Consider the following 12,100-nt stretch of genomic DNA (forward strand, 5'->3'; position numbering starts at 1 on the left):
GTTACTCCTCTAGCGAATGAACAGCGCGGACGCAGCCTGATCCGCGAGATCGAGCACCGGCTGCGGGAAGACCCCGAGCACTACCGTAGCCGCTGCCGCGAGGGCGACCACAGCCGAGGTGCCCACCGTGGGAGCCGCGATGGACGGCCCGTCGGCGGCGGGCTCGCTGAAGAACATCAGCACGATGACGCGGACGTAGAAGAACGCCGCGATCGCCGAGCTGACCACACCCACGACGACGAGCGGCAGGGCGTCCCCGGCGACCGCCGCCGAGAAGACGGCGTACTTGCCGAAGAAACCGCTCGTGAGCGGGATGCCGGCGAAGGCGAGCAGAAAGAAGGCGAAGATGCCCGCCAGGATCGGGGAGCGCTTGCCCAGGCCGGCCCACCGGGACAGGTGCCCGGCCTCGCCGCCCGCGTCGCGGACCATGGTGACGACCGCGAAGGCGCCGACCGTGGTGAAGCCGTACGCGGCCAGGTAGAACAGGATGGCCGACAGGGCCTGGGCGTTCTGCTCGGCGGCGCCGACCGCGACGATGCCGGTGAGCAGGAAGCCCGCGTGCGCGATCGAGGAGTAGGCGAGCATGCGCTTGATCTCGGTCTGGGTGATGGCCAGGACCGCGCCGACGATCATCGTCAGGATCGCGACGCCCCACATGACCGGCTTCCAGTTCCACTCAAGACCGCCCAGAGCCACCCAAAAGACCCTGAGGACGGCTCCGAAGGCCGCGACGAGCACGGTGGAGGCCATCAGGGCGGTGACCGCGGTGGGCGCGCCCTGGTAGACGTCAGGCTTCCACGCCTGGAACGGCGCGGCTCCGATCTTGAAGAGCAGGCCGATGCCGAGCATCGCGGTGCCGATCAGCAGCAGGGTCTCCTGGCCGCTGACCGAGCTGAGCGAGTCGCTGATGGCCCGCAGGTCGACCGACCCGGCGTAGCCGTAGATCAGGGCCATCCCGTACAGGAAGAAGGCCGAGGAGAAAGCGCCGAGCAGGAAGTACTTGACCGAGGCCTCCTGCGAGAGCAGGCGGCGACGGCGGGCCAGGCCGCAGAGCAGGTACAGCGGCAGGGACATGACCTCGAGGCCGACGAACATGATCAGCAGGTCGTTGGCGGAGGCGAAGAGCAGCATGCCGCCGACCGAGAACAGCAGCAGCGGGTAGACCTCGGTCTGGGCGTACCCGCTGAGGATCGCGTCCTCCTCGTCGGGGCTGCCCGGCACCGCCGCCGCCTGCGCGACGAACTGCTCCTCGTCGTTGATCAGGAGCGTGCTGACCAGGGCCAGCACGAGGATGATGCCCCAGATGAACAGGGAGGGACCGTCCACCGCGACCGAGCCCATCGCCGCCGGGGCGTCCGGCAGGCCGTTGACGGCGTTGAGCACGGTCATCAGGAACGCGCCGACCAGGGCCAGCAGCGTGAGCGGCATGTGGATCGACTTGCGCAGGTAGCGGGGCGCGAACGCCTCGATCAGCACGCCGATGATGGCCGCGCCGAACACGAGCAGCATCGGCGACAGCAGCGCGTACTCGATCGTCGGGGGTTGGATGATGGCGTCGTTCACTGCCCGGCCCCCTTCTGGTCCGCCACGGCGGGTTTGGGCTGTTCGATGTTGATACTGCTGAGCGTCTTGTCCACCGCGGGGTTGATCACGTCAAGCACCGGCTTGGGGTAGAAGCCCAGCACGAGGAGCACCGCGACCAGCGGGGCCACCACGAAGATCTCGCGCAGGTTGAGGTCGGGCAGGCTCAGCGCCGGCTTCTTCGGGGAGTCGGGCAGGACGTGCGCCGCCTCCTCGGGGGAACCGGGCACGGCGTACGCCGGCTCCTTCGGGGCGCCGGTCATCATGCGCTGGTACATCCACAGGATGTAGACGGCCGCCAGGACGACACCGCTGGTCGCGATGATCGCCGGGACCGGGTAGCGCTGGTAGGTGCCGAGCAGGACCATGAACTCGCTGACGAACGTGGACAGACCCGGCAGGGAGAGCCCGGACAGGCCGGCGATCAGGAAGGTGCCCGCGAGCAGCGGGGCGACCTTCTGCACGCCTCCGTAGTCGGCGATCCGGCTGGAACCCCGGCGGTAGATCAGGAAGCCGGCGATCAGGAACAGCGCGCCGGTCGAGAAGCCGTGGTTGACCATGTAGAGCGTGGCGCCCGCGCCCGCGTTCGTGGTCATCGCGAAGACGCCCAGCGCGATGAAGCCGAAGTGCGAGATCGAGGTGTAGGCGATCAGGCGCTTCATGTCGGTCTGGCCGATGGCCACGATCGCGCCGTAGACGATGCCCACGACCGCCAGCACGATCACCAGCGGGGTGAAGAACTTCGACGCCTCGGGGAACAGCTCCAGGCAGAAGCGGAGCATCCCGTACGTGCCGACCTTGTCCAGCACGCCCACCAGCAGCACCGCGGCGCCGGCCGGGGCCTGGGCGGCGGCGTCGGGCAGCCAGGTGTGGAACGGCCACAGCGGCGCCTTGACCGCGAACGCGATGAAGAAGCCCGCGAAGAGCCACTTCTGCGTGGTCGGGTCCTGGACGGCCGCGATCAGCTCGGGGAACATGAAGGTGTTCTTCCCGGCGACCACGTAGAGCGCGATCACCGCGACCAGCATGAGCAGGCCGCCGAAGAGCGAGTACAGCAGGAACTTCACGGCCGCGTAGGACCGCTGCGCCCCGCCGTACGACCCGATCATGAAGTACATCGGGATGAGCATCGCTTCGAAGAAGACGTAGAACAGGAAGACGTCGGTCGCCGCGAAGACGCCGATCATCATCGCTTCCAGCACCAGCAGCAGCGCGAAGTAGGTCTTCACCGACCGCTTGGGCGGGGCCTCGGCCCCGGAGCCGTCGGCGTCGTGCCAGGAGGCGAGGATCACGATCGGCACGAGGATCGCCGACAGCGCGATCAGCACCAGGGCGATGCCGTCGACGCCGACGCCGTAGTGGACGCCGAAGCGCGGGATCCACTCGTAGACCTCGGCGAACTGGAAGCGCGTCCCGGAGGCCGGGTCGAACTGCGCCGCGAGGACGCCGGTCAGCGCCAGCACGACCAGCGAGACCGCCAGGGCCAGCTGCTTGGCGAGCTTGTCACTCTTGACAAGGGAGACACCCACCGCGCCCAGAACGGGCACGGCCATCAGGGTCGAGAGCCAGGGCATCACATGTTCCCTACGTAGAGCAGCGCGCCAACGACCACGGCGGCACCGAAGAGGATGGACAACGCGTAGGACCGCACGTAGCCGGTCTGGATGCGGCGCAGCCGCCCGGAGGTCCCGCCGATCCCCGCCGCCAGGCCGTTGACCAGGCCGTCGATGCCGCGGTTGTCGAAGAACACCGCGATGCGGGCCAGCCACTGGCCGGGGCGCATGAACAGCGCCTCGTTCAGCGCGTCGCCGTACAGGTCACGGCGGGCGAAGGTGGTGACGAACGAACCGCGCGGGGCGACCCGGGGCACCTCGGCGGAGCCGTAGCGGGTCCAGGCGAAGATGACGCCGACGGCGACCAGCGCGAGCGTGGCCAGGCCGGGGACGCTGAAGGGGTGGAACCCGGGGAGCTCCTCGGGCAGGCCGACCGCCGGGGCGAGGAACTTCATGAGCCGGTTGTCCAGGATCATGAAGGCGCCCAGGAAGATCGAGCCGATCGCCAGCAGGATCAGCGGCACGGTCATCACGGAGGGCGACTCGTGCGGGTGCGCGTCGTCGGCCCAGCGCTTCTTGCCGAAGAAGGTCATGAAGACCATCCGCGACATGTAGAAGCCGGTGATGCCCGCGCCCAGGACCGCGAGCCAGCCCAGGATCGGGTTGTGGTGCATGGCCGTCTCGATGATGCCGTCCTTGGTGAAGTAACCGGACAGCAGCGGGAAGCCGATGATCGCGAGGTAGCCGACGATGAAGGTGGCCGCGGTGACCTTCATCACCGAGAACAGGCCGCCGTACTTGCGCATGTCGACCTCGTCGTTCATGGCGTGCATGACCGAGCCCGCCCCGAGGAACATGTTGGCCTTGAAGAAGCCGTGCCCGATCAGGTGCGCGATGGCGAAGGCGTAGCCGACCGGGCCGAGGCCCGCGCCGAGCATCATGTAGCCGATCTGCGACATCGTCGAGCCCGCGAGGCCCTTCTTGATGTCGTCCTTGGCACAACCGATGATCGCACCGGCGAGCAGCGTGGCCACGCCGACGATCGTCACGACGAGCTGCGCGGTCGGGGCGGCCTCGAAGAACGCGCCCGAGCGGACGACCAGGTACACGCCCGCGGTGACCATGGTCGCCGCGTGGATGAGGGCCGAGACCGGGGTCGGGCCCTCCATCGCGTCCAGCAGCCACGACTGCAGCGGCAGCTGGGCCGACTTGCCGCAGGCACCCAGGAGCAGCAGCAGGCCGATCGCGGTGATCGTGCCCTGCGAGGCGCCGCCGGAGGAGATCGCCCCGCTCACGGTCGCGCCGGACAGCTCGCCGAAGGCGACCGTGCCGAACGTCGTGAAGATCGTGAAGATCGCGATCAGCAGGCCGAAGTCGCCGACGCGGTTGACGATGAAGGCCTTCTTCGCCGCGGCCGCCGCCGAGGGCTTGAACTGCCAGAACCCGATGAGCAGGTACGAGGCCAGGCCCACGCCCTCCCAGCCGATGAACAGGGCGACGTAGTTGTCGGCCAGCACCAGCAGGAGCATCGCCGCGACGAACAGGTTCAGGTACGCGAAGAACCGGCGCCGGTCGACGTCGTGCGACATGTAGCCGATCGAGTAGATGTGGATCAGCGATCCCACACCGGTGATCAGCAGGGCGAAGCTGATCGACAGCGGGTCGATCAGCAGCCCCATGTCGGCGACGCCGGGGATGAACTGGTAGAGCGGGACGCCCAGGCGGCGCTGGGCCGGGGGCAGGCCGAGAATCTCGACGAAGGCGACGACCGCCACCACGAAGGCGCCCAGGGACATCGCGACGCCGAGGAGGTGACCCCAGCGGTCGGAGCGACGCCCGGCCAGCAGCAGGACCGCGGCGCCGAGCAGCGGGAGTGCGATCATGAGCCAGGAGACTCCGATCACGCCCCCGGAATGCTGGATGATCTCAGCGGGTTCCACGGCCACCTCTTAGTACTTCAGCAGGTTGGCGTCGTCCACCGACGCGGACCTGCGGGTTCGGAAGATCATCACGATGATGGCGAGGCCGATGACGACCTCGGCCGCGGCCACCACCATCACGAAGAACGCGATGATCTGGCCGTCCAGGTTGCCCTGCTGCCGGGCGAAGGTGACGAACGCGAGGTTGCAGGCGTTGAGCATGAGCTCCACGCACATGAACACCACGATCGCGTTGCGCCGCACCAGCACACCGACGGCGCCGATCGCGAACAGCAGCGCGGAGAGCACCAGGTAGTGAGTGGTCACTTGCCGTCCTCCTGCTGGAGTGCCGCGTCCCTCACATGGACGGGCTCGTCGTCCCGGCCGGAGTCACGGCCCTGCGCCGCCTCCTTCTCCAGGACCTGCTTGATGAGCGCCGCCTTCGCCGGGTCGGTCGGCGCGAAGCCGTCCTCGATCTCGTGCCTGGCGAGCACCCGGTTGATGGACTTCTCCGCGACCGTGCCGTCGGGCAGCAGGGCCGGCATGTCGATCGCGTTGTGCAGCGCGTAGGTGCCGGGCCCCGGCAGCGGCGAGGGCTGCGGGCCGGTGAAGCGGGCGCGGGCCAGGTCGCGCTGGGTGGCCTTGGGCCGGACGCGCTCGCGGTGTGCCAGCACCATCGCGCCGAGCGCGGCGGTGATCAGCAGCGCCGAGGTGACCTCGAAGGCGAAGACGTACCTGGTGAAGATGAGCTGCGCCAGGGAGGGCACGTTGCCGCCCGCGCCCTCGACGGCCTTGGCGAGACCGGTGGGCGGGGCGTAGACGGCGTTGCCGACGCCCAGGGCGAGCAGCACCGCGAAGGACAGGCCCGCGACGAACGCCCACAGACGCTGTCCCCTGATCGTCTCGACCAGCGAGTCGGCGGAGTCGACGCCGACGAGCATCAGGACGAACAGGAAGAGCATCATGACCGCGCCGGTGTAGACGATGATCTGCACCGCGGCGAGGAAGGGGGCGTCCTGGACCGCGTACAGCACGGCCAGCGACAGCATGACGACGCCCAGCATCAGCGCCGAGTAGACCGCCTTGCGGCTGAAGACGAGCCCGAAGGCCGCCCCCACCGAGACGACCGCCAGAACCCAGAACGTGATGGTCTCACCCATTGTTGCGTCCCAGCCGGTAGTAGTCCTCTTCGGTCTCGCCGAGACGCATGGGGTGCGGCGGGACCTCCATGCCGGGGCCGAGCGGCGCGAGCAGCATCTCCTTGGTGTAGATGAGGCTCTCACGGCTGCTGTCGGCGAGGTCGTACTCGTTGGTCATCGTGAGCGCCCGTGTCGGGCAGGCCTCGATGCACAGGCCGCACAGGATGCACCGCAGATAGTTGATCTGGTAGGTGCGCCCGTAGCGCTCACCCGGCGAGAACCGCTCCTCGTCGGTGTTGTCCGCACCCTCGACGAAGATCGCGTCGGCCGGGCAGGCCCAGGCGCACAGCTCGCAGCCGACGCACTTCTCCAGGCCGTCGGGCCAGCGGTTGAGCTGGTGCCGGCCGTGGAAGCGCGGGGCCGTGGGCCGCTGTTCCTCGGGGTAGTTGACCGTCTCGACCTTCTTGAACATCGTGTGGAAGGTCACGCCGAATCCCTTGATGGGATTCAGCCAATCAGTTGCTCCCACTGGGAACCTCCTTGCGCGCTACACCGTGGTAGTGCGGCAGGTCGAGCGGCGGCACCGGGAAGCCACCGGCGGACGGCTCGGCTTGGAGTTGCTCGAACTCGGCCTGGACCTGGGCGGCCCTGGCCTCCTTGCGCCTCTGCAGCACGCTGTCGAAACGCCACCAGATCCCGAAGCAGCCGATCAGCACGGCCGCGAGCACGATGAACACGACCGACTGGTCGACGTTGTCCAGCCGCAGGGCCTTGACCGTGGCGACGAGCATGATCCAGGCCAGGTTGACCGGGATGAGGATCTTCCAGCCGAGGGCCATCAGCTGGTCGTACCTGACGCGCGGCAGCGAGGCGCGGCACCAGACGAAGAAGGAGAAGACCAGCACCATCTTGAGGAAGAACCACAGCAGCGGCCACCAGCCGGTGTTGGCCCCGTCCCACATGGAGATCGGCCACGGGGCCCGCCAGCCGCCCATGAACAGGGTGATGGAGACCGCGGAGACCACGAAGACGTTGACGTACTCGGCGAGCATGATGACCGCGAACTTCAACGAGTTGGAGTACTCGGTCTGGAAGCCGCCGACCAGCTCGCCCTCGCCCTCGGGCAGGTCGAAGGGGACCCGGTTGGTCTCGCCCAGCATCGTGATGATGTAGATCAGGAAGGACGGGATCAGCAGGATCATGTACCAGGAGGGCAGCGGGATGTTCAGGCCGAAGAGCGTGAGCGTCCCGCCGTTGGCCTGGGCCGCGACGATCTCCGAGGTGGAGAGGGTCCCGGCGAACAGGAAGACGCCGACGAACGACAGGCCCATCGCGATCTCGTACGAGACCACCTGGGCGCTGGCCCGCAGGCCGCCGAGCACCGAGTAGGGGGAGCGCGAGCCCCAGCCGGCCAGCACGATGCCGTACACGCCGATCGAGGCCATCGCCAGCACCAGCAGCACCGCGACCGGCAGGTCGGTGAGCTGCAGCGGCGTCTGCACCCCGAACATCGAGACCATCGGGCCCATCGGGATGACGGAGAAGGCGAGGAAGGCCGGGACCGCCAGGACGACCGGGGCGATGAAGTAGATCACCTTGTCGACGGTCCGGGGCATCAGGTCTTCCTTCAGCCCCATCTTGAGACCGTCGGCCACCGACTGGAGCAACCCGAACTTGCCCGCCCGGTTGGGGCCGTACCGGTTCTGCATGCGGGAGATGAGCTTGCGCTCGAACCACACGCCGAACAGCACGCCCAGCATCAGGACGATGAAGATGACGGCGGCCTTGATGATGCTGATCCAGAGCGGGTCCTTGCCGAAGTCGGCGAGGCTCGGATCGGCCGCTAGAAGAGTCCGGGCGTTCATTACCGCTCCTCGTTGGCTTCGCCGGCGGCGCGTGCCTCGCCGGCCGTCGTGCCGGTGGCACGCTCGTCGGACCCGGTGTCGGTGGCCGCGCCGATGCCCGCGACGGTGCTCGCCGAGCCCGGCGTGACCGGGCTCGCGGCGGCGGGCGCCACGGCGGCGCCCCCGTCGGACGCGGCGTTCCCCAAGGAGGCGCCGATCCTGACCACATCACCGGCGACGGCGCGCAGGTCCCGGGTGACCGAGCGGCCCGCGGAGTTGGCCGGCAGCCACACCACCCGGTCGGGCAGGTCCGCGATCCGCACGGGCAGGCTCAGCGAGCCGCGCTCGCCGCTGACGACGATCTCGCCGCCGTCGACCAGGCCCGACTCGGCCGCGGTGGACTCCGACACCAGCGCCTCGGCCCGGCGGGCGGTGCCCGCCAGGTACGGCTCTCCGGCCTGCATGCGGCCGTCGTCGAGCAGCAGGTGCCAGCTGGCCAGCACGGCCTCCCCGGCCTGCGGCCCGGCGGCGGCCCGGCCGGTCGCGTCGGGGGCGGCGGCCCTGGGTCCGCGCCACGCGCCGATCGAGCCGAGCTCGCGGCGGGCGGCGGCGGGGTCGGGCAGGCCGAGGTGCACGTCCATCGCGTCGGCGATCGCGGAGACGACCCGCAGGTCGCTCATGATCCCCGGAACCGGGAGTGCCTCGGCGAAGGTGCGCCCGCGTCCCTCCCAGTCGACGAAGGTGCCAGACTTCTCGGCCACCACGGCGACGGGGAACACCACGTCGGCGCGGTCGGTGACCGCGCTGGCGCGCTGCTCCAGGCTCACGATGAACGGGGTGTTCTCCAGGGCGAGCAGTGCGGCCTGCGGCGCCGGCAGGTCGTAGGGGTCGACACCGGCGATGACGAGGGCGTCGAGCTCGCCGTCGAGCGCCGCCGCCAGCATGGCGGTGGTGTCGCGGCCCTCGCTCTCGGGCAGGGAGGCGACGTCCCACGCCCTGGCCACCTCGGCGCGGGCGGTCTCGTCGCCGACCGGGCGGCCGATCGGCAGCAGGTTCGGCAGCGCCCCGGCCTCGACGGCCCCGCGCTCACCGGCGCGGCGCGGGATCCAGGCCAGGCGGGCGCCGGTGGAGTCGGCGAGCCGCAGCAGCGCCGACAGCGCGCCCGGCACGGTGGCGAGCCGCTCACCGGCCAGGATGATCGCGCCCGGCTGCCTGATCGCCTCGGCGGCGATCGCGTCCACGGCGGCGAGGTCGTCCAGGACGGCGGTCTCCGAGCCCGGTACCGCCGGGATCAGGGTGCCGCCCATCTTGGCGAGCCCGGGGCCGGCGAACGGCGCGACCGAGAAGACCTTCAGGCCCTTCTTGCGCGCCGCCTTGCGCAGGCGCAGGAAGACGATCGGCGACTCCTCGTCGGGCTCGAAGCCCGCCAGGAGCACCGCGGGCGCCTTCTCCAGGTCGGCGTAGCGGACCTCGATGCCCTTGCCGGCGACGGCGTGCGCGAGGAAGCGCGCCTCCTCCTCGGAGTGCGGCCTGGCGCGGAAGTCGATGTCGTTCGTGCCGAGAGCGATCCGGGCGAACTTCGCGTACCCGTACGCCTCCTCGACGGTGAGGCGACCGCCGACCAGCACGCCGGCGCGCCCGCGCGCGGCGGACAGGCCCTTGGCGGCCGCGGCGAACGCCTCGGGCCAGGAGGCCGGGACCAGGCGTCCCTCCTCGTCACGGACGAGGGGGGTCTTCAGCCGGTCGGGCTGGGTCGCGTAGGTGAAGGCCCAGCGACCCTTGTCGCAGTTCCACTCCTCGTTGACCTCGGGGTCGTCCCCGGCCAGGCGGCGGGTGACCTTGCCGCGCCGGTGGTCGGTGCGCAGGGAGCAGCCGCTCGCGCAGTGCTCGCAGGCGCTGGGCGTGGAGACCAGGTCGAACGGGCGGGCCTGGAAGCGGTACGCGGCGCCGGTGAGCGCGCCCACCGGGCAGATCTGCACGGTGTTGCCGGAGAAGTAGGACTCGAACGGGCGGCCGTCGGCGGTGGCGACCTGCTCCTTGGCCCCGCGCTCGAAGAAGTCGATGAGCGGGTCGCCGGCGATCTCGTCGGAGAAGCGGATGCAGCGCGCGCACTGGACGCAGCGCTCGCGGTCGAGCAGCACCTCGGAGGAGAGCGCGACCGGCTTGTCGAAGGTCCGCTTCTTCTCCACGAAGCGGCTCTCGCCCTGGCCGTTGGACATGGCCTGGTTCTGCAGCGGGCACTCGCCGCCCTTGTCGCAGACCGGGCAGTCGAGCGGGTGGTTCAGGAGCAGCAGCTCCATCACGCCGCGCTGCGCCTTCTCGGCGACCGGGGAGGTGAGCTGGGTCTGGACGACCATGCCCTCGGCGACCTCGATCGCGCAGGAGGGCTGCGGCTTGGGGAAGCCGCGGCCGTTGCCGGCGTCGGGGATGTCCACCAGGCACTGGCGGCAGTTGGCGGCCGGCTCCAGCAGCGGGTGGTCGCAGAACCGGGGGATCTGGATGCCGAGCAGCTCGGCCGCCCGGATGATCAGGGTGCCCTTCGGGACGCTCACCTGGAAGCCGTCGATGGTGACGGTGACCAGGTTCACCGGCACCTGCTGCGCCGGGGTGGTGGCTTCGACGGTCATGGCGTCTCCTCCGTCGGCCTCATGACCGAGACGGTGCTGTGCTTGCCGGTTGCCGGGGTCCGCGCGCTCACTGGGCACCCCACACCGTGGACGGGGCGTGATCGAACGGGCAGCCGCCGATCTCGAAGTGCTTGAGGTATTCGTCGCGGAAGTATTTCACCGACGAGTGGATGGGGCTGGTCGCCCCGTCGCCCAGGGCGCAGAAGGAGCGTCCCAGGATGTTGTCGGCGATGTCGGTGATCGTGGTCAGGTCCTCTTCGGTGCCCTGACCCTTCTCCAGCCGCTTGAGCACCTGCTTGAGCCAGAAGGTGCCCTCCCGGCAGGGGGTGCACTTGCCGCACGACTCGTGCGCGTAGAACTCGGTCCAGCGGAGCACGGCGCGCACCACGCAGGTGGTCTCGTCGAAGATCTGCAGGGCCCGGGTGCCGAGCATCGAGCCCTTCGCCCCGACGGACTCGAAGTCCAGCGGGACGTCGAGGTGCTCGTCGGTGAAGATCGGGGTGCTCGACCCGCCGGGGGTCCAGAACTTGAGCCGGTGGCCCTCGCGGATGCCGCCGGACATCTCCAGCAGCTCGCGCAGCGTGATGCCGAGCGGGGCCTCGTACTGGCCGGGCGTGGTCACGTGGCCGCTCAGCGAGAAGATGCCGAAGCCCTTGGACTTCTCCGTGCCCATCCCGGCGAACCAGTCGGCGCCGTTGGCGATGATGGAGGGAACACTCGCGACCGACTCGACGTTGTTCACCACTGTCGGCGAGGCGTACAGGCCCGCCACGGCGGGGAAGGGGGGCTTGAGCCGAGGTTGGCCGCGATAGCCCTCCAGCGAGTCGAGCAGCGCCGTCTCCTCGCCACAGATGTAGGCGCCGGCGCCGCTGTGCACGACCAGCTCGAGGTCGAAGCCGGAGCCGAACAGGTCGGTGCCGAGATAGCCCTTGGCGTACGCCTCGGCCACGGCGGCCTGCAGGCGGCGCACGACGTGCACGACCTCGCCGCGCACGTAGATGAACGCGTGGTTGGCGCGGATCGCGTACGCGGTGATGATGACGCCCTCGACCAGCGAGTGCGGGTTGGCCATCATCAGCGGGATGTCCTTGCACGTGCCGGGCTCGGACTCGTCGGCGTTGACCACCAGGTAGTGCGGCTTGCCGTCACCCTGGGGGATGAAGCCCCACTTCATGCCGGTGGGGAAGCCCGCGCCGCCTCGGCCGCGCAGTCCGGAGTCCTTGACGGCCTGGATGACGGCGTCGGGGTCCATGCCCAGCGCCTTCTCGGCCGCCGAGTAGTCGCCGTAGCCCTCCAGGGTGAAGGAGTTGGGCTGGTCCCAGTTCGCGGTCAGAACCGGGGTGAGAGTGGTCACTTCGTCTCCTCGCCTGGCAGCCCGTCGCTCCGTGACGAGGCCGCTCCGTGCCTGCCGGCACGCTCGTTGCGCCCGCACGCGCC

9 protein-coding genes are annotated in these 12,100 nt (G+C 69.7%); all 9 read right to left on the reverse strand.

Features of this window, described 5'->3' with window-relative positions; translation table 11 throughout:
- Nucleotides 1–9 precede the first annotated feature (9 nt).
- The 9 genes from nuoN to nuoF all read right to left on the reverse strand — a co-directional run bounded on the left by nuoN (nt 10) and on the right by nuoF (nt 12,017).
- Nucleotides 10–1,563: an NADH-quinone oxidoreductase subunit NuoN gene (gene nuoN, locus AB0G15_RS02085; protein ID WP_362834598.1), complete on the reverse strand. Its 1,554-nt coding sequence runs from the start codon at nt 1,561–1,563 to the stop codon at nt 10–12.
- Nucleotides 1,560–3,155 (reverse strand): NADH-quinone oxidoreductase subunit M, encoded by a 1,596-nt coding sequence (locus tag AB0G15_RS02090; protein WP_362834600.1) that lies wholly within the window; start codon nt 3,153–3,155, stop codon nt 1,560–1,562. The genes nuoN and AB0G15_RS02090 overlap by 4 nt, the downstream gene beginning before the upstream one ends.
- Nucleotides 3,155–5,017 (reverse strand): NADH-quinone oxidoreductase subunit L, encoded by a 1,863-nt coding sequence (nuoL, locus tag AB0G15_RS02095; protein ID WP_362834826.1) that lies wholly within the window; start codon nt 5,015–5,017, stop codon nt 3,155–3,157. The genes AB0G15_RS02090 and nuoL overlap by 1 nt, the downstream gene beginning before the upstream one ends.
- Nucleotides 5,018–5,083: 66 nt before the next feature.
- Nucleotides 5,084–5,380, reverse strand: coding sequence for an NADH-quinone oxidoreductase subunit NuoK (gene nuoK / locus AB0G15_RS02100; RefSeq protein ID WP_329089089.1), 297 nt, complete (start codon nt 5,378–5,380; stop codon nt 5,084–5,086).
- Nucleotides 5,377–6,213 carry an NADH-quinone oxidoreductase subunit J gene (locus tag AB0G15_RS02105; RefSeq protein ID WP_362834602.1) on the reverse strand — a complete coding sequence of 279 codons (837 nt, stop codon included), beginning with the start codon at nt 6,211–6,213 and terminating at the stop codon, nt 5,377–5,379. The genes nuoK and AB0G15_RS02105 overlap by 4 nt, the downstream gene beginning before the upstream one ends.
- Nucleotides 6,206–6,721, reverse strand: a complete 516-nt coding sequence (nuoI, locus tag AB0G15_RS02110; protein ID WP_344747308.1) for an NADH-quinone oxidoreductase subunit NuoI — start codon at nt 6,719–6,721, stop codon at nt 6,206–6,208. Before nuoI ends, AB0G15_RS02105 begins: the two co-directional genes overlap by 8 nt.
- The gene (nuoH, locus tag AB0G15_RS02115; RefSeq protein WP_362834604.1) at nt 6,708–8,057 is read right to left on the reverse strand and encodes an NADH-quinone oxidoreductase subunit NuoH; all 1,350 of its coding nucleotides are present in this window, start codon (nt 8,055–8,057) and stop codon (nt 6,708–6,710) included. The genes nuoI and nuoH overlap by 14 nt, the downstream gene beginning before the upstream one ends.
- Nucleotides 8,057–10,663, reverse strand: coding sequence for an NADH-quinone oxidoreductase subunit G (locus AB0G15_RS02120; protein ID WP_362834606.1), 2,607 nt, complete (start codon nt 10,661–10,663; stop codon nt 8,057–8,059). Before AB0G15_RS02120 ends, nuoH begins: the two co-directional genes overlap by 1 nt.
- A gap of 67 nt (nt 10,664–10,730) precedes the next feature.
- The gene (gene nuoF, locus AB0G15_RS02125) at nt 10,731–12,017 is read right to left on the reverse strand and encodes an NADH-quinone oxidoreductase subunit NuoF (protein WP_362690194.1); all 1,287 of its coding nucleotides are present in this window, start codon (nt 12,015–12,017) and stop codon (nt 10,731–10,733) included.
- Between the last annotated feature and the right edge of the window lie 83 nt (nt 12,018–12,100).

It is taken from the genome of Streptosporangium sp. NPDC023825 (assembly GCF_040639575.1).
Classification (GTDB): Bacteria; Actinomycetota; Actinomycetes; order Streptosporangiales; family Streptosporangiaceae; genus Streptosporangium.

What these genes read in the sequence shown, in the direction of transcription:
- AB0G15_RS02090 (WP_362834600.1), bottom strand. Translation starts at nt 3,155, where the DNA reads ATGCCCTGGCTCTCGACCCTGATGGCCGTGCCCGTTCTGGGCGCGGTG.
- nuoL (WP_362834826.1), bottom strand. Translation starts at nt 5,017, where the DNA reads ATGATCGCACTCCCGCTGCTCGGCGCCGCGGTCCTGCTGCTGGCCGGG.
- AB0G15_RS02105 (WP_362834602.1), bottom strand. Translation starts at nt 6,213, where the DNA reads ATGGGTGAGACCATCACGTTCTGGGTTCTGGCGGTCGTCTCGGTGGGG.
- nuoH (WP_362834604.1), bottom strand. Translation starts at nt 8,057, where the DNA reads ATGAACGCCCGGACTCTTCTAGCGGCCGATCCGAGCCTCGCCGACTTC.
- AB0G15_RS02120 (WP_362834606.1), bottom strand. Translation starts at nt 10,663, where the DNA reads ATGACCGTCGAAGCCACCACCCCGGCGCAGCAGGTGCCGGTGAACCTG.